The sequence below is a fragment of the Streptomyces xantholiticus genome (genome assembly GCF_014651015.1).
Taxonomy (GTDB): Bacteria; Actinomycetota; Actinomycetes; order Streptomycetales; family Streptomycetaceae; genus Streptomyces; species Streptomyces xantholiticus.
In genome coordinates, this window is sequence record NZ_BMWB01000018.1 from 125,230 (window position 1) to 145,115 (window position 19,886).

Consider the following 19,886-nt stretch of genomic DNA (forward strand, 5'->3'; position numbering starts at 1 on the left):
GCAGCGGGGATTAGCCCATCTCCTCCAACGCCTTGCCCTTCGTCTCCTTGACGTACCTGAGTACGAAGGGGATCGAGAGCACGGCGAAGACCGTGTAGATCACGTACGTGCCGGAGAGGTTCCAGTCTGCGAGACTCGGGAAGCTCGCGGTGATGGCCCAGTTCGCGATCCACTGCGCGGAGGCGGCGATGCCGAGCGCTGCGGCGCGGATCCGGTTCGGGAACATCTCCCCGAGGAAGACCCAGACCACGACGCCCCACGAGAGTGCGAAGAAGAGCACGAAGACGTGGGCGGCGATCAGGGCGACGATGCCCTGGGTCTCCGGCAGCTTGCCGTCGACGAGGTCGGCGGAGAACGCCCAGGCCTCCAGTGCCAGCGCGATCGCCATACCGGCGGAGCCGATGAGCGCGAGCGGCCTGCGACCGATCCGGTCCACCAGCACCATCGCGATCACGGTGCCGATGATGTTGATGATCGACGTGGTGAACGAGTAGAGAAACGAGCTGGACGGGTCGACGCCCACCGACTGCCACAGGGTCGCCGAGTAGTAGAAGGCGACATTGATGCCGACGAGCTGCTGGAAGACCGAGAGCCCGATGCCGACCCAGACGATGGGCAGGAAGCCGAAGCGGCTGCCGAGCAGGTCCTTGAAGGTGGACTTGTGCTCGCGGCGCATCGCGTGGTCGATCTCGATGATGCGGGCGTTGAGGTCGACGTTCTTGCCCTCGACCTCAAAGAGGACCTGCTTGGCCTTGTCGACCTTGCCGACGGAGATGAGGAAGCGGGGGGACTCGGGGATCGCGAAGGACAGCAGGCCGTAGAGCACGGCCGGGACGACCATCACGCCGAGCATCCACTGCCAGGCCTCGAGCCCGCCGATCTCACCGCGCTGCTCACCGTCGGCGAGCTGCAGGATGCCGTAGTTCACCAGCTGGGAGACGGCGATACCGATGACGATCGCGGCCTGCTGGAAGGAGGCGAGGCGTCCGCGGTAGGCGGGCGGGGAGACCTCCGCGATGTAGGCGGGGCCGATGACGGAGGCCATGCCGATGGCGAAGCCGCCGATGATCCGCCACAGGGCGAGGTCCCACAGCGCGAACGGGAGCGCCGAACCGACGGCGCTGACGGTGAAGAGCACGGCCGCGATCTGCATGCACCGGATGCGTCCGATGCGGTCGGCGATCCGGCCGGCGGTGGCGGCGCCGACGGCGCAGCCGATCAGGGCGATGGCGATGACCTGGGCAAGCGTCCCGGAGCCGATGTCGTAGCGGTCCCGGATGGCTTCGACGGCACCGTTGATCACCGAGCTGTCGTAACCGAAGAGGAAGCCGCCCATCGCGGCGGCGGCCGTGATGAAGATGACGTGCCCGAGGTGTTCGGGCCGGGCCGAGCGGGCTCCCGATGCCGGTGGCGGCTGCGCAGTGTTGGTCACGTGTACTCCTGGGGCCGTCCGGCAGCGTCGCCGGGCGTGTGGGGGCGAGCCCCTCAAGTGGCACACAGGTTCACGACGCGCACCACTTGAAGGTAAAAGGAACGTTGGAGAGACTATTCCTTCAAGTTTCGAAGTCAAGACCCTGTGGCGATTCTGTTTCCGGCACGATGAGTCACGTTGCTTTCAAGTCTTGAAGAGCAGTGGGCAGGGGGCAGCGCAACGTCAGCGAAGACGCTGGCTGATGACTTTGGAGACACCGTCGCCCTGCATCGAGACGCCGTACAGGGCGTCCGCGACCTCCATGGTCCGCTTCTGGTGCGTGATCACGATCAGCTGCGAGCTCTCCTGGAGCTCCTGCATGATCCGGATCAGCCGCTGGAGGTTTGTGTCGTCGAGAGCCGCCTCGACCTCGTCCATCACATAGAACGGGCTGGGCCGCGCCTTGAAGATCGACACCAGCATCGCCACGGCGGTCAGCGACCGCTCCCCGCCCGAGAGCAGCGACAGCCGCTTGACCTTCTTGCCGGGCGGCCGTGCCTCGACGTCCACGCCCGTGGTGAGCATGTTGTCGGGGTCGGTCAGTACCAGCCGCCCCTCGCCGCCGGGGAAGAGCCGGGAGAAGACGCCCTCGAACTCACGGGCCGTGTCCCGGTATGCCTCGGTGAAGACCTGCTCGACGCGCTCGTCCACCTCCTTCACCACCTGCAGTAGGTCGGCACGGGTCTTCTTGAGATCCTCGAGCTGCTCCGACAGGAACTGGTGACGCTCCTCGAGCGCCGCGAACTCCTCCAGAGCGAGCGGATTCACCTTTCCGAGCTGCTGGTACGCCCGTTCGGCCGACTTCAGGCGCTTTTCCTGTTCCGCGCGGACGAAACGCCGCGGCTGGTTCCTCGGGTGCTCCGGGTCCTCCGGAAGCTCCTCGCCCTCCGCGGGCGGCGACGCAGGAACCAGTTGGTCGGGGCCGTATTCGCAGACCAGCCCGGCCGGCTCCACGCCCAGCTCCTCCAGGGCCTTCGTCTCCAGCTGCTCGATCCGCAACCGCTTCTCCGCCCCCAGCACCTCACCGCGGTGCACGGAGTCGGTCAGCTTGTCGAGCTCGCCCTTGAGGTCGCGTCCCGCGTTGCGGGCGGCGGTCAGCTCCTGCTCGCGCTCTCCCTTCGCGGCCTCGGCCGCGGCCCGCTCGGCCTCGGCGCGCACCAGCGACACCTCGACGTGCGCCAGCAACTGGCGGGCTCCGGCGGCGACGGCCGCCGCGACCTCGGCCTCGTGGCGCAGCCGGGCGCGCCGCTGCTCCGCGCGTGCCCGCGCCTCGCGCTCGGCGCGCGCTCCCCGGTCGAGCGCGTCCGCGCGCCCTGCGAGCCCTTTCACGCGCTCCTCGTGCGTACGGACCTGGAGGCGGGCCTCCATCTCGGTCTGGCGCGCGTTGGCCCCGTCGGCCGCGAGGCGGTCGCGCACATGGGTGTCGGGCTCCTCCTCCACCGGGGCCTCCTCGGCGACCAGCAGCCGCTCGGCCAGCTCCTCCGCCTCTTCGGTGGCCTGCTCCAGGGCCTCCTGGGCCCGGGCGGCGGCCGCGGCGGACCGCTCGGCCTCGCCCGCCGCGCCCCTGGCCTGACCGGAGAGCCGGCCGAGCCGCCCGGAAACGGCGGACTTCTCACGGTCGGCGGCGCGCCGCCGCTCCCCCAACTCCTCGACGAGCGCGGCACACCCGGCGCGGCGGGCGGTGGCCTGCTGCTGGGCGGCGGCCAGCTCCTCGCACCGGCCGGCCAGCTCCTCCAGCTCGGCCGCCGCCTCGTCGACGGAGGCCTGCACCTCGAGCAGGCTGGGAGCCCCGGCGGACCCGCCCTGCGCGAAGTACGCACCGAGCACGTCCCCCTCGGCGGTCACGGCGGTCACCCCGGGCCGCGCGTACACCAGATCCTCTGCGTCCTCGAGCGTCCCGACGACCACGGTCCCGCGCAGCAGCCGCCGCACGGCGGGCATCAGCTCCGCGGGCCCGCGCACCAGCCCGGCCGCGTCGACACGGGCCCCCGCCTCGCCTGCCGTACCACCCGAACCGCCAGGCCCCGGGACGGCCGGCGGGACGGCGCCCTCCGCGTCAGCGGGGTCCACCGACGCAAGGAGCAGGGCCGCGCGGCCGGCGTCCTGTTTGCGGAGGAGGCGGATCGCCTCCGCGGCCGTGGACGGGTCGGCGACGGCCACCGCGTCCGCCGCCGCGCCCAGCGCGGCCGCCACGGGAATCTCGTAGCCGGGCGTCACCGTGAGCAGTTCCGCCGCCGGGCCGAGCAGCCCGGAGAGCCGGTCGCGCGCGCCGAGGAGCGCGCCCGTCCCGTCCTTGCGCCGCAGGCCCAGCGCGAGCGCCTCGCGGCGGGCGGCCACCGCGGCGCGCTTGCGTTCCGCCGTGGTCAGCGCCTCGCGGGCCGCGCCCAGCTCGGCCTCTGCGTCGGCCAGTTCACGCTTCGCCGCATCGTGGCGGCCGGCCAGCTCCGAGTCGTCGGCATCCAGCGCGTCGACCTCGGCCTTGAGCTGCTCGTACTCCTCCTGCGCGGCGGCGGCCCGCTCCTGGGCCTCGTCGCGGGCGGCGGCCAGCCGGTCGATCTCGGCCTGGGCCGAGGCGGCTCGCGAACGGGCCGCGTTGACCTGGCCGCTCAGCCGGGCGAGGCCTTCACGGCGGTCGGCGATGGCGCGCGCCACGTCCTTGAGGCGCCGCTCCTCGACGACCAACTCGCGCTCCAGTTCGGCGCGGTGGGCCACGGTGTCCTCAAGGGCCCGTTCCGCCGCCTCCAGAGCCGCCTCGAGCTCCGCCTCCTGCTCGCGGATACGGGCGGCCTCGCGCTCCATGTCCTCGGGGTCGCGGCCGCGCCGCTCCTCCGCGGGCTGCGCGGTCGCGCTCTTCACGCGGGCGTCGGCCAGGGAGATCGTGCCGCGCACCCGCTCGGCGAGCTGGGACAGCTCGTACCAGGTCTGCTGGGCACGCTGCAGCCGGGGCGCGAGCCGCCGTACCTCGTCCTCCAGATCCGCCTCACGGGTCAGGGCCGCCTTGAGCTCTGCCTCCGCGGCCTCCTTACGCTGCTTCAGCGCGGCCTCGTCAGCGACCTCGGTGCGCAGCGCCTCCCGCATCCGGACGAGGTCGTCGGCCAGCAGTCGCAGCCGGGCGTCGCGCAGATCGGCCTGGATGACGGCGGCCCGCCTGGCCACCGCGGCCTGCCGGCCGAGCGGCTTGAGCTGGCGGCGCAGTTCGTCGGTGAGGTCCTGCACGCGGGCGAGGTTGGCCTGCATCGCGTCCAGCTTCCGCAGCGCCTTCTCCTTGCGCTTGCGGTGCTTGAGGACACCTGCGGCCTCCTCGATGAAAGCCCGGCGCCCCATGGGGTCCGCATGCAGTACGGAGTCGAGCTGGCCCTGGCCGACGATGACGTGCATCTCGCGGCCGATGCCGGAGTCGGACAGCAGTTCCTGGATGTCCAGGAGACGGCAGGTGTCACCGTTGATCTGGTACTCGCTGCCCCCGTTGCGGAACATGATCCGCGTGATGGTGACCTCGGCGTACTCGATGGGCAGGGCGCCGTCGGAGTTGTCGATGGTCAGGGAGACCTCGGCGCGGCCGAGGGGCGGCCGGCCCGTGGTCCCGGCGAAGATGACGTCCTCCATCTTCCCGCCGCGCAGCGACTTGGCGCCCTGCTCGCCCATGACCCAGGACAGGGCGTCGACCACATTGGACTTCCCGGATCCGTTGGGCCCCACGACGCATGTGATCCCGGGCTCGAACCGCAGTGTGGTGGCCGAGGCGAAGGACTTGAAACCGCGCAGGGTCATGGCCTTGAGGTGCACGCCGCCGGACTCTACCTTTCGCTTGCGGTTTCACCCATGAAGGTGCAGGGCACATCAGACGTTAAAGAAAGCACTTCGGCACACGGGGGCCAGGACGGAGCCGAGAGCGGACAGCGGGGGCACCGGAAGAACGGAAAAGAAAGAAGGGACGCCGAGGCGTCCCTTGCATATCTTGCTGCGCGATAACTCTGGCGGACGCCGAGCTCAGGTGAGCGCGGGCTCCGCACGAGGTACGTCGATGTCGATGCCGTCGAGCAGCGACTCTCCAGGGTGCTGAGCGACGGCAGCGCTGAGCGCATCCTTCTCGGACTGGATCCGTACGAGCTCGGACTCCAGGTCCTGGACGCGCTGCTGAAGCCGTCGCATCTCGGCGAGGAGTCGCGGGTCGGAACCGCCGACGTAACCGAGAAGCGCCTTTGCCATGATGGATGGTCCTCCACAATGAGTGACCGACCGAAGCGGTGTGGGTCGTGAGGGTTCGCACCCGCGGTGCTCGACAGTCTTCGTTGTACTGCTTGCCGTGCTGCGGTTCTTACTGCCAAACAGTTGAGGTGCGCGGGGCTTCCAGCGTCTCACCAAAAAGTTTGACGGTCAACACGATCACGCCCCGTATCGGCAGGCGTCCGGGGGGCATACGGCCGCTGCTGACTGCGACGGTGCCTCACCTGCGGGGCCCTGGGGGCGTGGCGATCATCTTTCCGGGCGCGGCCCGCCACCGCAAGCCCCTGTTGGCAACCACCAGGCAGTTCGTGCCGACGGCAGACAGCCGTGACGGTCGGCCGCGGCTGCCGCGGAAGAGCGCGCCGCGATGATCGTCACCGGATGGCGAAGTCCGGGTAGCCGCCCCGGGGCGTGTCCCAGATCTCAGTGACTCCGTCGACATGGCCGGGCGTGTCGGCGGAGCGAAGCCACTCCAGCAAACGGTGGCAATTCTCACGCGATCCCTCGGCCACCACCTGCACCCTGCCGTCGTCAAGATTGAGGGCAAAACCGGTGAGGCCGCCGATCTCCAAGGCGTTTGCCCTGGTGAACCAGCGGAAGCCCACTCCCTGTACTCGGCCGCGCACCCAGGCGGTCAGCCGTGCGGTGTCGTTCATGGCTGCACGGTAACCGGCCGATTGCTTCTGCATCACTTCGCCCCCAGGCCGCATGGCGTACAGTCCGGACGCAATCAGCTTCACTCGTTCGGGTGAGTCCATTGACGTTCGACGTCGCGCACCAGGAAGGCACAGCAGATGGGTCGCCATCGGAAGAAGCGGGCGGGTCTGCCCGTACGCACCGGGCTGCTCGGGGCTTCTGCCGCCATGGCATTCGGCGCCGTGGCCGTGACCACCGGCATCCTGCCGGGCGGCGACGACACGTACACCGTGGGCGCGGGCTCCGATCTGCAGACCGAGATGCGCAGCGAGGTGCCCTCTAGGCTGCAGGCGCAGGGCACTGCGAGCACCAAGCCGACGGCAAGCCCGTCCATCACCCCGAGCCGCAGCGCCACGCCGTCCGGGACGCCCTCGAAGCCGGCCTCGCCGAAGCCGTCGAAGACGGCCGAGAAGCCCAGGACGCCCGAGAAGCCCAGGGCGTCCAAGACGGCCACGCCGTCCAGGGAGACGACGAGGACCCCGGAGGCGAAGAAGCCGACCTCCGAACCGACCCGGGAGCCGACCCGTGAGGTGACGCGCACCCCGGAGCGCACCGTCGCTCCGTCGCGGTCGACCCCACCGGCCCCGTCGGCCGCCGCATCCGCCGAGGCCACGGTGATCGACATGGTCAATTCGGAGCGCGCCAAGGTGGGCTGCAGCCCGCTCAAGGCGAGCGGGGCGCTGTCCGATCTGGCCCGCGCTCACAGCAAGGACATGGCGGCGCGCGGCTTCTTCGACCACACCAACCCCGACGGCGAGACGCCGTGGGACCGTGCGGAGGAGGCCGGCGTGAGCGGTCTCGGCGGCGAGAACATAGCCCGCGGCCAGGCCGACGCCGAGGCGGTCATGGCTTCGTGGATGAACAGCGAGGGTCACCGCGCGAACATCCTCAACTGCGACTTCACGACGCTGGGCGTCGGTGTGCACATGGGCGAGGGCGGCCCTTGGTGGACACAGAACTTCGGCTACTGAGCCGCACCCGCGTTCCATGAGGAGGGCCCCGGTCACCTGAGGAGGTGGCCGGGGCCCTCTGCGTGCACGGCCGCCTGACCGCCTCAGGAAGGAGTGCGCGGCACCCGTTGGCAGCGCGGGCAGAAGTAGCTGGACCGATTCATCCAGGGGCGGCGGCGCATCGCTGTGCCGCAGCGCCGGCAGGGCTCGTCCTCGCGCCCGTAGGCGTCGAGGGACCGGTCGAAGTAGCCGGACTCGCCGTTCACGTTGACGTACAGGCTGTCGAAGGTGGTGCCGCCGACAGCGAGGGCGGCCGTCATCACATCCCGCACGTGGCGCAGCAGTTCGGCGGAACGGGGGCGGGTGAGGGTCGCGGTGGGCCGCTCGTAGTGGATCCTGGCCCGCCACAGGGCCTCGTCCGCGTAGATGTTGCCGACGCCGCTGATCAGCGACTGGTCGAGCAGGGCACGCTTCACGGTGGTGCGACGTGCCCGGATCGCCGCCTGGAACGCCGCGTCGTCGAAGAGCGGGTCGAGCGGGTCGCGGGCGATGTGGGAGAGGACGTCGGGCAGACCGTCCGGGGCGTTCTCGTGCAGGGACAGACCGCCGAAGGTGCGCTGGTCGACGAAGCGCAGCTCGGTGCCGAGCGCGTCCGCGAAGCGGATGCGGATGCGCAGGTGCTTCTCGTCGGCCACGTCCTGCGGCTGCACGAGGAGCTGGCCGCTCATGCCGAGGTGGCCGAGGACCGAGGCGTCGGTGTCCGCGAGGGGCAGCCACAGGTACTTGCCGCGTCGGCAGGCGTCGCCCACGGTCCGGTCCCGCAGCCGCGCCGCGAAGTCCTCCGCGCCGGCCAGGTGCCGGCGGATCGCTCGCGGATGCAGCACCTGCACGTCGGCGATCGTGCGTCCGCTGACCCAGGTCTGCAGGCCACGGCGTACGACTTCGACCTCGGGCAGCTCGGGCACGGGTCTCCTTCTGCGGCTCGCCGGGGTGATGCCCGCAGCGTACCGCCGGGCGGCGGGGCGCCGACGGGCGGGAACAGCCCGTGCGACCCCTGCCAGAAGGCAGGGGTCGCACGGGACTGGTGCGGTTCGGCGGAGCGCCGGACTCAGGCCGAGGCCCGGTCCGCCGGTGCCGGGGCGGAAGGGGCGTCGGCGTCCCCTTCGCCGGTGCCGGCCGCGTCGCTCGTGGCGGCGGCCTGGGCCGCTGCCACGCGCTGGTCCGCGGCGGTACGGATCTCCCGCCACGCGGACTCCGCCGCTTGCTGCTCCGCTTCCTTCTTGCTGCGGCCGGTGCCGGTGCCGTACGAGACACCACCGACGCGGGCGGCAGCAGTGAAGGTCTTCTCGTGGTCCGGTCCGGTCTCTGTGACCAGGTACTCCGGGACGCCGAGGCCCTCGGCCGCGGTGAGTTCCTGGAGGCTGGTCTTCCAGTCCAGGCCGGCGCCGAGGTTGGAGGACTTCTCGATCAGCGGGTCGAAGAGCCGGTGCACCAGCTCGGACGCCGCCTCCAGGCCCTGGTCGAGATAGACCGCGCCGATCACCGCTTCGAGGGTGTCGGCAAGGATGGATGCCTTGTCCCGGCCTCCCGTGCCCTCTTCACCGCGGCCGAGCCGGATGAAGGAGCCGAGTTCGAGGCCGCGGCCGACCTCCGCCAGCGCACGCGAATTGACCACCGCGGCCCGCAGTTTGGCCAGCTGGCCTTCCGGCAGGTCGGGGTGGCTGCGGTACAGCGTGTCGGTGACCACCAGGCCGAGCACGGAGTCCCCGAGGAACTCCAGGCGCTCGTTGGTGGGCAGACCGCCGTTCTCGTACGCGTACGAACGGTGGGTCAGTGCACGCACCAGAAGGGCGGACTCGAGCTGGTACCCGAGCCGCCCTTCCAGAAGCGTGTGGGACGAGGCATTGTCCGTCTTGCTGGACTCAGACATCGCGCCTCTCACCAGCCGCTCAGACCTCGAGGACCTGGCGCTTGTTGTAGGTGCCGCAGCTGGGGCACGCGATGTGCTGCTGCTTCGGCTCCTGGCAACGCTCACACGAAACCAGGGTGGGGACCGCAGCCTTCCACTGCGACCGGCGGTGGCGCGTGTTGCTGCGCGACATCTTCCGCTTCGGAACAGCCACGGCTACTTCTCCTGCTTCTCGTCGACGCCCACTTCGGCGCCGCCCATGTTGTCCTTCTCGCCGTCCTGAATGGTCTCGGCGAGTCCCTGCAGTGCCGCCCAACGGATGTCGACGGCGTCGTGGTGGTGGTCCGGGTTCTCGTCCAGCCTGATCCCGCAGTCGGGGCACAGGCCGGCACAGGTCTCCCGGCACACCGGCTGCATCGGCAGTGCGAGCACCACCGCATCACGCAGCACGGGCTCGAGGTCGAACATGCCGTCCTCGAGGAAGAGCCTGTCCTCGTCCTCTTCGCCGTCGACGGGCTCCGCGGTGCGGCCCCTGTCGTCGGCGTCGGGGTACGTGAACAACTCCTGGAAGTCCGCGGCGACCTCATGGCGCAGCGGCTCCAGACACCTTACGCACTCCCCCTCGGCGCTCGCACGGGCGGTGCCTGTGACGAGCACCCCTTCCATGACGGACTCGAGGCGGAGGTCCAGCTCGACCGGCGCGCCCTGCGGCACACCGATGACATCGGCGATGCCGAAGTCCTTGGGAGCGTCCACCGTGCGGGAGAGCCGCTGGAGCGCACCGGGTCGCCGTCCCAGCTCGTGCGTGTCGAACACGAGGGGGTTGCGATGGTCGAGGCGCGTACTCAGGGGTCTGCCTGCTTTCGGTTCGTGGGGAGGGCCGTCCCGGTTCGCGGGGCGAAGCGGACAGCCGGGATCGCGGAGCTACGCGCGACCGAAGAACCAGGGTACTTCAACAGCCGCGATAGACCCAATCCGGGCCGCTCAGCGCCCTTGTTCGTACCGGTTGAGCTGCTCGAGGTCGATCATGCTGGTGTCGAACAGGCTGGTCTCGTCCAACGCCGCCGCCTGCTGGGCCTGCGGCTGGTGCTGCGGCGGGGCGGGCGGCTGCGGCGGGACGGGCGGCTGCGGCTGTCCGTAGGTGTACGCGTCCTGGTGTCCGTACTGACCGTAGACCTGCTCCTGGCCGCCGTAGCCCCCGGCCGCGTAGGGGTCGGGCTGCTGGTAGCCCGCGTACGCCTCCTGCGGCTGGTACGTGTAGGGGTCCGGCTGGGCGGGGATCTGCGGCTCGGGCTGCGGCGGCCGGTAGACGTAGGCGTCCTGCTGCTCGCGCTCCGGGGCCGGGTCGGCGAGTTCCGCCAGACCGGCGAGGTAGTCCGCGTCGCTCGTGTGCTGGTGGCCGCCGGCGGCGTCCTGGGCGGCCATGTGCGCGCCGAGGTCGTCGGTGGCGATGCGCCCGTGCAGCTTCTGTCGGCCGCGGCCGACCGCCTCGAGCGTCTTGGAGAGTACCGCCTCGAAGGCTCCGAGCTTGGCGTCGACGTACTGATCGGCCCGCTGGATGAGCGTCTGCGGGTCGCTGCTGTGCTCCGGCGCGTCCTCGTCCGCGTATCCCTGCTCGTCGAGGCCGGGGCCCCGGCCGAGGAGCTTCTCGCGGCCGCGGTCGACGGAGCCGATGGTCTTGTTGAGGACGACCTCGAAGTTGGCGAGCTTGGAGTCGACGTAGTCGTCGGCCTCCGCCCGGATCTCCTCGGCCTCGCGGCGGGCTTCGGCGAGGATGCGGTCCGCCTCGTCCTGGGACTGGCGGGCGACCTGGGTGTCGGAGATCAGGGAGCCGCGCTCGGCGTGGGCGGACTCGATGATCCGCTCGGCCTCCCGGCGGGCCTGCTCGACCATCTCCTCACGGCCGCCGATGAGCTCCTGGGCCTGGGCCAGGGAGCCGGGCAGCGCCTCGCGGACCTCTTCGAGCATGGCGAGCAGCTCGGCGCGGTTGACCACGCAGGACGCCGACATGGGCATGGAGCGGGCGCTCTGGACCGCTTCGACGATCTCGTCGAGCTTCTTCTGCACGTCCACCGTGGTTCGCCACTCTCTACTGCGGATTGTCAGACGGACGGGGACGACTGTACGGGCAGTCCGGGGCCGTCCGACACCGGGTGACGGATTGTCAGCTCAGCCCTTCTCCGCGAGCCGCCGGACCAGCGCCCGGTGGACCGTCGCCGGGAGCAGGTGGGAGACGTCGCCGCCCCAGGCCGCAACCTCCTTGACCAGACTGGAGGAGAGGAAGCTGTAGGTCGGGTTGGTGGGGACGAACAGCGTCTCCACGCCCGAGAGGCCGTTGTTCATCTGGGCCATCTGCAGCTCGTAGTCGAAGTCGCTGACGGCGCGCAGCCCCTTGACGATGGCGGGGATGTCACGCTCCTTGCAGAAGTCGACGAGAAGCCCGTGGTGGGACTCCACCACGACGTTCCCGTACTCGCCGGTGACCTCGCGGATCATCTCGATCCGCTCGGCGACCGTGAACAGTCCCTGCTTGGACTTGTTGATCATCACCGCGACATGTACGACGTCGTACAGCTTGGAGGCGCGGGCGATGATGTCGAGGTGTCCGTTGGTGATGGGGTCGAACGACCCGGGACAGACTGCGCGGCGCAACTGAAGTCCCTCGCTCTCCGGTCCGGTCATGGTGCGTCTTCGCACGTAGCGGCGGCGCGACCGTACCAAAGCGTCCCCTCGCCGTAGCGACGGGCCCGCAATGGCGTGAAGCCCTCTGGCCACTTGAATTCTCCGCCTCTGGTGCTGCGCTCCACGGTGACGAGAGCATCGCCGGTGAGCCAGCCCTGAAGGCGGAGTGTGAGCAGGATCTCGCGAAGATCGTCATCGGTGACGGCGTACGGCGGGTCGAGGAAGACCACGTCGTAGGGGCCGTCCGGCGCCGGACCCGTGACGATCTGTTCCGCTTTGCCGCTGCGGACCTCCGCCCCGGGCAGGCCGAGCGCCCGCACGTTCTCCCGCACGACGCGGGCCGCACGGGCGTCGGCCTCGACCAGCAGGGCGTGGGACGCGCCGCGGGACAGCGCCTCCAGGCCGACGGCGCCGGAACCCGCGTACAGATCGGCGACACGGATGCCCTCGAGGGAGCCGAGCTGGGACTCCCAGCTGGAGAACAGCCCTTCCCGGGCACGGTCGGACGTGGGTCGGGTGCCGGTGCCGGGCGGGACGGCGAGGCGGCGTCCGCCGGCGGCGCCGGCGATCACGCGGGTCATGAAGGGCCTCTCTGCCTCTCGGTGCGGGCTGATGTGTCTGCACGGGCTGACGTGCCCAAGTCTCTCAGCCCTTGTCGAGGTACTGCTCGCGCTCCTTGTCCAGCAGGGCGTCCAGTGCGATGCGCAGCTCGGGCAGCTGCTCGAGCTCCGGGTCGGCGGCGACGACCGCGACCGCCTCCTCGCGGGCCGCGGCGATGACCTCCTCGTCGTCGATGACGGCCAGCATCCGCAGCGAGGAGCGCACACCGGACTGAGCCTGGCCCAGAACATCGCCCTCACGGCGCTGTTCGAGGTCGATACGGGAGAGCTCGAAGCCGTCGAGTGTGGAGGCGACCGCTGTCAGGCGCTGACGCGCCGGGGCGGCCTCCGGCATCTCGGTGACGAGCAGGCACAGTCCGGGGGCCGAGCCGCGGCCGACGCGGCCGCGCAGCTGGTGGAGCTGCGAGACGCCGAACCGGTCGGCGTCCATGATCACCATGGCGGTGGCGTTGGGCACGTTCACCCCGACCTCGATGACGGTGGTGGCCACGAGGACGTGCACCTCCCCCGCGGCGAAGCGGCGCATCACGTCGTCCTTGTCGTCGGGCTGCATACGCCCGTGCAGAACCTCGACGCACAGGCCGCTCAGGGGGCCCTTGGCGAGCTGGTCCGCGACATCGAGGACGGCGAGCGGCGGGCGTTTCTCCGCCTCGTCCTCCACCGACTTCTTCCTCGGCTTCTCGTCCTCCGCGTCACCGATCCGGGGGCACACCACATAGCCCTGGTGGCCGTTCTCCACCTCTTCGCGCACCCTCTGCCAGGCGCGGGTCAGGAAGTGCGGCTTGTCCGCGGCCGGCACCACATGGCTGGCGATCGGGGAGCGGCCGGCGGGCAGCTGGTCCAGGACGGACGTCTCCAGGTCACCGAAGACGGTCATCGCGACCGTACGCGGAATGGGAGTGGCGGTCATGACCAGCAGATGCGGCGGCTGCTTGCCCTTCGAGCGAAGAGCGTCGCGCTGCTCCACGCCGAAGCGGTGCTGCTCGTCGACCACGACGAGCCCCAGATCGTGGAACTGCACCTTGTCCTCGATCAGGGCATGCGTGCCGATGACGATGCCCGCCTCACCGGTCACCAGGTCGAGCAGCGCCTGGCGACGGGCCGCGACACCCATGGAGCCGGTGAGCAGCACGACCTTGGTGCCCTGCTCGGCTCCACCCAGCATGCCGCCTTCGGCGAGCTCGCCCATCATCTCGGTGATCGAGCGGTGGTGCTGTTGGGCCAGGACCTCGGTGGGTGCCAGCATCGCCGCCTGGCCGCCCGCGTCGACGACGGCGAGCATCGCCCGCAGGGCGACCAGCGTCTTGCCCGAACCCACTTCGCCCTGGAGGAGGCGGTGCATCGGATGCTCGGTGGCCAGGTCGTCGAAGATCTCCTTGCTGACCGACTGCTGGCCTTCCGTGAGCGTGAAGGGCAGCTTGGCGTCGAAGGCGTCGAGAAGTCCGCCGGGGACGGGCCGGCGGACCGCCGCGGGCAGCTGGGTGTCCGCGAAACGGCGGCGGGCCAGGGCGACCTGGAGGACGAACGCCTCGTCCCACTTGAGCCGTTCCCGCGCCTCGGCGATGTCCGCCTTGGTGCGCGGCCGGTGGATCTTCCGCAGGGCGTCGGGCAGCGTCGTCATGCCACGGCCCTCGCGCAGCGCGGGGGGCAGCGGGTCCGCGGCGTCGACGGCCCGGTCCAGCACCGCGTCCACCGCCTTGGCGATCTTCCACGACTCGAGCTGCTTGCAGGCCGGGTAGATCGGGATCAGCTGGTTGGCGAAGGCGTCCACGGCGTCGGCCGCGCTCGCGCCGCCGGTCAGCGGCTCGTACGCGGGGTGGGAGAGCTGCAGCTTGCGGTTGAAGACGGACACCTTGCCGGCGAACATCGCGCGGGTGCCCGGCAGCAGGTCCCCCAGTGGTTTGTGGACGCCCTTGCCGAAGAAGACCAGCTGGAGCCGGCCGCTGCCGTCGGTGATCGTCACTTCCAGGCGGCGGCCCCGGCCCTGGTTGAAGGTGTGGATCCGCGCGTCGGCGACCTGGGCCACCACCGTGACGTGCTCGTCGAGCGGCAGCTCCGACAGGGCGGTCAGCTCGCCGCGCTCCGCGTACCGCCGAGGGTAGTGGTGCAGCAGATCACCGAGGGTGTGCAGATCGAGGTGCTCGGCCATCACCTTCGCGGTGGCGGCGCCGAGCGTCTTCTTGAGGGGTTCGTCGAGCGCGGGCACGCGTTCCATTGCACACCACTCCACCGACAGTCGTCGCACACCTGTTGATAACTCCTGGTCAAGGCGGCGCCGCGAGTTCTACCATGACCCCTCCCCCACCCCTCCTCCGCGATCACCGCCCCCACGGGATCGCCCGACCCGCGCCGTCGCCCGACCCCCCACCGGCGCAGCGACGATGACATCTGAGACGACTCCGTCCGGCGGTACGACGACACCGCACGCAACGACGCCGCACACGTTCCAGGTCGATCTGCGCGGCCTGGTGGACCTGCTCTCCCACCACCTCTACTCCAGTCCCAAGGTCTATCTGCGCGAGCTCCTGCAGAACGCGGTGGACGCGATCACCGCGAGGCGCGCCGAGGAGCCCGACGCGCCCGCACGGGTGCGGCTGTACGCCGCGGACGGCGGACTCCGCGTCGAGGACTCGGGCATCGGCCTGACCGAGGCGGATGTCCGCAGCCTGCTCGCGACCATCGGCCGCAGCTCCAAGCGCGACGGGCTCGAGTCGGCGCGGGCCGAGTTCCTCGGGCAGTTCGGCATCGGGCTGCTCGCCTGCTTCGTCGTCGCTGCCGAGATCCGGGTGGTGAGCCGCAGCGCCCGTAGGCCGGACGCTCCTCCGGTGGAGTGGAAGGCCCGCGACGACGGTTCGTACACCGTGCGTACCCTGCCCGACAGTGCCCGCCCCGAGCCCGGCACCACCGTGTACCTCAGCGCCCGGCCCGGCAGCGCCGACTGGCTCGCCGAGAAGCGGGTCATCGCGCTCGCCCGGGACTTCGGGTCCCTCCTCCCGTACGACGTCGGCGTCGGGGACACCCCCGTCAGCGAGCTCCCGGCGCCCTGGGACCGTGCGTACGCCGGCCCGGCGGCGCGTCGGGTGGCCCTCGCACGGCACTGCCAGGAGCTTTTCGGTTTCGCCCCGCTCGACTCGGTGGAGCTCGACCTGCCGGTCGCCGGGGTGCGAGGCGTCGCGTACGTGCTGCCGTCGGCGGTCAGCCCGGCGCAGCGCGCCGGGCACCGGGTACATCTGAAGGGCATGCTGCTCACCGACCGGGCCGACGAACTCCTGCCCGACTGGGCGTTCTTCGTACGATGCGTCATCGACACCGACAGCCTGCGGCCCACGGCGTCGCGCGAGTCGCTGTACGCGGACGAGAGGCTCGCCGCCGTGCGCGAAGCGCTCGGCGAGCGCATCCGGGAGTGGCTGACCTCCCTGGCCGCGGGCGACCCGGAGCGACTGGGGCAGTTCCTGTCCGTCCACCACCTGGGCGTGAAGTCGCTGGCCCGGCACGACACCGACATGCTGCGCACGATGCTGCCGTGGCTGCCGTTCGAGACGACGGACGGGCAGCTGTCGCTGGAGGAGTTCGCCCAGCGGCACCCCGTGGTGCACTTCGCCCGGTCCGTCGAGGAGTACCGGCAGATCGCGCCGATCGCGTCCGCGCAGGGCATCGGGCTGGTCAACGGCGGCTACACGTACGACACCGAGCTGATCGAGCGTCTTCCACAGGTCCGGCCGGGAACGGTGGTCGCCGAGCTCGACGCCGACACGGTCACCGCGCACCTCGACGCCGTCGACCCGGCCGAAGAGCTCGCCCTCGCCGGGTTCCTTGCCGCCGCGCGCACCAAGCTCGACCCACTTGGCTGCGACGTGACGCTGCGCGCCTTCCACCCGCTCACGGTGCCGGCCCTCCACCTCGACGACCGTGCCGCCCGGCACGAGCAGGCGCGTGCGGAGGAGGAGGCCAGGGCGGACGACCTGTGGGCCGGCATCCTCGGGTCGCTGCGCGGCAGCGCGCCACGCGCCCAATTGGTGCTCAACCACCTCAACCCGCTGATCCGCAGGATCAGTTCCCTCGACGGTGAGCTCGCCGGGACGGCGACGGAGGCGCTGTACGGGCAGGCCCTGCTGATGGCGCAGCGGCCGCTGCGGCCGGCCGACTCCGCCCTCCTCAACCGCGCTTTCATGGGCCTGCTGGAGTGGGCCACCCACGACGAGGAGAACGGCCGATGAGCCTCGACACCCCTTCGGACGCCGACGCGCTGCGGCAGGCGCTGCGCGACAACGACGCGGAGCCGGAGGGCCCTGAGCGCAACGCCCGCGCGGAGCGGCTGTTCGCGGCAATGGAGCAGCTCGGTGACACGTCGCTGATCATCGACGGTCTCGAGCATCTGATGCAGGTCTACAACTACAGCTCCGAGGCGGACAAGATGTTCGTCCCCTTCGCCAGGCTGCTGCGAATGTGGGACGACCGGCCCGAGGACTTCGACGGGCGACAGGCCCACTCGCTGTTCTGGATGTTCAAGTGGGTCTCCAGCGGCATGATCGACCAGCCGCACATCCCGCTCGCCTCCATCGAGAAGTGGCAGGCGGAGATGGAGCTCCGCTACCGGCTCGCGGGCCACTCCGAACGGGCGGTGCGGCAGGGCGAGATGAGGATCGCCCGGCACCTCGGCGACATGGAGCGTGCGCAGCGGGCGTACGACGCGTGGCAGGCCGCCGACCGGGACGACAAGAGCGACTGCCACGCCTGCGAGCTGCGGGCGCAGGGGTCCTGGCAGGCGCACCGTGGCGACGACGAGGCAGCGCTCCTCACGTGGCGGCCGGTGCTGGAGAGCGAGTTCACCTGCGCGCACGAGCCGCACGCCGTGCTCTCGTCGTCGCTGCTGCCGCTGCTGCGGCTGGGCCGCACGGAGGAGGCCCGCGCCAACCATCTGCGCGGTTACCGGCTGGTCCGCTCCAAGGAGAGCATGCGCAGCGCCGTCGCCCGGCACGTCGAGTTCTGCACGCTGACCGGCAACGAGGCGCGGGCCCTGGAGATCCTCGCCGAGCGGCCCTCGTACTTCACCGACACCGGAGAGCCGAGGAGCCTGCTCAACCATCTGGAAGTCACCACACTCCTCGCCGACCGGCTCACCGCCCTCGGGCACGGCGGGCAGAGCGTGCCGGGGCCGGGCGGCCGCTCCTGGACCGCGCGTGAACTCGCCGTCCACGCCCGTGCGGAGGCCCGCGCCATCGCCGCCCGCTTCGACGCGCGCAACGGCAACACGTACTTCGGCGAGCGGAGCGCCGAACGCATGGACCGTGCGCCGCTGCTGGAGCGGCTGCCGCTGGGCGTCCGGGCGGTCCGGCCCGCGTCCGTGCCGCGCGGGGCGCCTGCGCCCGCAGCGGAGAGAGCGCCCGCCACCGGCCTCGCAGGGCTGCTGGCGAACGCGCGCCGGCTCTCCGAGGCTCAGCACCCGCAGGCGACGGCCGCGTGGGCGGCCGTGGCGGCGGCCGCGGACCGGGACGGTGCCGAACTCGACGCTCTCACCCGGGCGGAGATCGACGAGCACCGCGGGATGGCCCCCGCCACGCCGCCGGCCGACGCGATCGCTCTGTTCACCTCCGCGGCCGGGCTCTACGAGTCGGCCGGCGAGCCCGGACGTGCGGCATCCGCGCTGGCCAGGGCCGCGTACTGCATGGGCCTGGACGGCCGTCTCGGCGAGGCGCTGGGCGCCGTGCAGGAGCCCTGCGACCGCGCGCTGGCGCTGTACGCCGATGGCCGGTCCACCGCACGGCAGACCGGCCGGGCGCTGCTGTGCCGAGTACGGATCCTGGGCGACATGATCCAGGAGATCCAGGTCCCGGAGGCCGTGGCAGCGGCGGTCGCGTCCCTGGACGAGGCCGTGCAGGCGGTGCTCGCCTTCGCGGAGCCGGAGCGGGAGGACCCGGCCGTCGGTGTCGTCATCGGCGAGGCGCTCGGCTACCTGGGCGACATCACCGCCTTCCGCGGCGACGCGCCGGAGGCGGCGGCGCTGTACGCGCGAGCCGCAGACGCCTACGTGACGGCGGGCCGGCCCTGGTACGCCGTCGAAGCCGAGACCCAGCTGGCCGGCGTCAGCAGGCATCTCGGCGACCTGGAGACGGCCGAGCGGGCCTCGCGGGCCGCCCTGGAGCACGCCGCTCCCTTCGCCGCCCCGGGCGGGCAGGCCCGCCTCCACCTCCAGCTCGTCGAGACGCTCGCCGACACGGGCCGGCTCGAGGAGGCGGCCGACCACGCCCTCGAAGCGACCCACTGGGCCGACGAGGCGGGCGAGGGCGCCGGCCCCGGTGCCTACGCCAGGCACCGGCTCGGCGGGCTGCTGCTCCAGCTCGGTCGGGCCGCCGAGGCGGCTGCGGTCCTTGAGTCCGCACTGCCCGAGCTGACGGCCGAGGAGCACGGCGAGGGCATGATCGTCCAGACGCTGTGGTGGCTGGGCGACTGCTGCACCGAGCTGGACGAGTCGCGCGAGGCCGCCGAGCACTGGCTGAAGGCGGCGGACATCGCGCGCGACTGGCCGGAGCAGCGGGACCACGCGATGCTCGCGAACCTCGCGGGCCAGGCGCTGTTCCGGGCCCGGTTCGACGCACAGGCGGAGCTTGCCTACCGGCGGGCCGGCGACCTGTGGCGCGACCTCGGCGACGTGCACGCGCTGGCGCGCACGATGCGGGTACGGGCGTGGATCGCCGTCCGCGACGGGCAGGCGGGTGTGGGGGCGGCGCGTGAGCTGATGGCCGCGGCGGCAAGGGAGTGCGAGTCGGCGCTTGCCGCCACTGCCGGAGACGGGGACGAGGAAGCCCCGGCCCGGCTGCGCGCCGAACTGGCGGACACGTACCGCCAGACCGGCGACCTGATCGCAAGCTCCTGCGAGGAGTCGGAGGGCCCGCGCCGCCGGGCCGCGTACGAGGAGGCACTCGGCTTCGTCCTGCGGGCGGTGACGGTGTTCGAGGAGGCGGGCGAGCAGTTCACCGACCTGCGCACGGGCGCGCAGCTCATGGCGGCGTGGCTGCACGCGGAACTGTCCGACGGGTCGGCGGCACGGGCGCTGGCGTGCGGCGTACTGGCGGCGTACGCGGATGTCTCCGGGGAGGTGCCGTCGTCGCGGTGCGCGGAGGCGAAAGCGGTGCTCGAGCAGGTGGGCGAGGCGTAGGTCCGGGGGGCGGGCGCGGTGCGCTTGGCCGCTGCGCGGGGCCGTTTCCCCATCCCGCCCTTTCCCGGACCGGACTCCTCCCCCCGGCGGCGTAGGGGACGCCAGGACCCGTTCGCCGCGCTCCGCGCGGTGTTCCGGTCCTCTGGCCCCCCACCGCTCGCGCCTCACTCGTCGG

16 protein-coding genes are annotated in these 19,886 nt (G+C 71.4%); 3 read left to right on the plus strand and 13 right to left on the minus strand.

Features of this window, described 5'->3' with window-relative positions:
• Nucleotides 1-10: 10 nt before the first annotated feature.
• The 5 genes from IE198_RS24125 to IE198_RS35525 form a co-directional block, all read right to left on the minus strand.
• Nucleotides 11-1,432, minus strand: a complete 1,422-nt coding sequence (locus IE198_RS24125) for a sugar porter family MFS transporter (RefSeq protein WP_189890029.1) — start codon at nt 1,430-1,432, stop codon at nt 11-13.
• A 222-nt stretch (nt 1,433-1,654) separates the two neighbouring features.
• Complete coding sequence (gene smc / locus IE198_RS24130) at nt 1,655-5,257, minus strand: chromosome segregation protein SMC (RefSeq protein WP_189890031.1); 3,603 nt, start codon at nt 5,255-5,257, stop codon at nt 1,655-1,657.
• 204 nt (nt 5,258-5,461) lie between these two features.
• Complete coding sequence (locus IE198_RS24135) at nt 5,462-5,680, minus strand: hypothetical protein (protein ID WP_100109370.1); 219 nt, start codon at nt 5,678-5,680, stop codon at nt 5,462-5,464.
• A gap of 392 nt (nt 5,681-6,072) precedes the next feature.
• Nucleotides 6,073-6,354 (minus strand): acylphosphatase, encoded by a 282-nt coding sequence (locus tag IE198_RS24140; RefSeq protein ID WP_189890033.1) that lies wholly within the window; start codon nt 6,352-6,354, stop codon nt 6,073-6,075.
• Nucleotides 6,355-6,434: 80 nt separating this feature from the next.
• Nucleotides 6,435-7,019, minus strand: a complete 585-nt coding sequence (locus IE198_RS35525; RefSeq protein WP_229834277.1) for a hypothetical protein — start codon at nt 7,017-7,019, stop codon at nt 6,435-6,437.
• Between IE198_RS35525 and IE198_RS35530 the strand changes: the two genes are divergently transcribed.
• On the plus strand, nt 7,018-7,365 hold the full coding sequence (locus IE198_RS35530; RefSeq protein WP_229834278.1) for a CAP domain-containing protein: 348 nt from the start codon (nt 7,018-7,020) through the stop codon (nt 7,363-7,365). The genes IE198_RS35525 and IE198_RS35530 overlap by 2 nt on opposite strands.
• Before the next feature lie 83 nt (nt 7,366-7,448).
• Here the strand turns inward: IE198_RS35530 and mutM are convergent, their stop codons facing one another.
• The 8 genes from mutM to recG form a co-directional block, all read right to left on the minus strand.
• Nucleotides 7,449-8,309 (minus strand): bifunctional DNA-formamidopyrimidine glycosylase/DNA-(apurinic or apyrimidinic site) lyase, encoded by an 861-nt coding sequence (gene mutM / locus IE198_RS24150; protein WP_189890038.1) that lies wholly within the window; start codon nt 8,307-8,309, stop codon nt 7,449-7,451.
• Between the two features lie 143 nt (nt 8,310-8,452).
• A complete protein-coding gene (gene rnc / locus IE198_RS24155; protein ID WP_189890040.1) occupies nt 8,453-9,274 on the minus strand; it encodes a ribonuclease III in 822 nt (273 codons plus the stop codon).
• 19 nt (nt 9,275-9,293) lie between these two features.
• Nucleotides 9,294-9,467 (minus strand): 50S ribosomal protein L32, encoded by a 174-nt coding sequence (rpmF, locus tag IE198_RS24160; RefSeq protein ID WP_026165248.1) that lies wholly within the window; start codon nt 9,465-9,467, stop codon nt 9,294-9,296.
• A 2-nt stretch (nt 9,468-9,469) separates the two neighbouring features.
• Nucleotides 9,470-10,102 (minus strand): YceD family protein, encoded by a 633-nt coding sequence (locus IE198_RS24165; protein WP_189890111.1) that lies wholly within the window; start codon nt 10,100-10,102, stop codon nt 9,470-9,472.
• 135 nt (nt 10,103-10,237) lie between these two features.
• Nucleotides 10,238-11,326, minus strand: a complete 1,089-nt coding sequence (locus IE198_RS24170; protein WP_189890042.1) for a F0F1 ATP synthase subunit B — start codon at nt 11,324-11,326, stop codon at nt 10,238-10,240.
• A gap of 96 nt (nt 11,327-11,422) precedes the next feature.
• The gene (gene coaD, locus IE198_RS24175) at nt 11,423-11,905 is read right to left on the minus strand and encodes a pantetheine-phosphate adenylyltransferase (protein WP_189890113.1); all 483 of its coding nucleotides are present in this window, start codon (nt 11,903-11,905) and stop codon (nt 11,423-11,425) included.
• Nucleotides 11,906-11,931: 26 nt separating this feature from the next.
• Nucleotides 11,932-12,516, minus strand: a complete 585-nt coding sequence (rsmD, locus tag IE198_RS24180) for a 16S rRNA (guanine(966)-N(2))-methyltransferase RsmD (RefSeq protein WP_189890044.1) — start codon at nt 12,514-12,516, stop codon at nt 11,932-11,934.
• Nucleotides 12,517-12,580: 64 nt separating this feature from the next.
• Nucleotides 12,581-14,770 (minus strand): ATP-dependent DNA helicase RecG, encoded by a 2,190-nt coding sequence (recG, locus tag IE198_RS24185; RefSeq protein WP_189890046.1) that lies wholly within the window; start codon nt 14,768-14,770, stop codon nt 12,581-12,583.
• A gap of 166 nt (nt 14,771-14,936) precedes the next feature.
• Here recG and IE198_RS24190 point away from each other — a divergent pair, with 166 nt between their 5' ends.
• Both IE198_RS24190 and IE198_RS24195 read left to right on the plus strand, forming a co-directional pair.
• Nucleotides 14,937-16,772 (plus strand): HSP90 family protein, encoded by a 1,836-nt coding sequence (locus tag IE198_RS24190; protein WP_189890048.1) that lies wholly within the window; start codon nt 14,937-14,939, stop codon nt 16,770-16,772.
• Nucleotides 16,769-19,711 (plus strand): tetratricopeptide repeat protein, encoded by a 2,943-nt coding sequence (locus tag IE198_RS24195; protein ID WP_189890050.1) that lies wholly within the window; start codon nt 16,769-16,771, stop codon nt 19,709-19,711. The genes IE198_RS24190 and IE198_RS24195 overlap by 4 nt, the downstream gene beginning before the upstream one ends.
• Nucleotides 19,712-19,886: the final 175 nt, after the last annotated feature.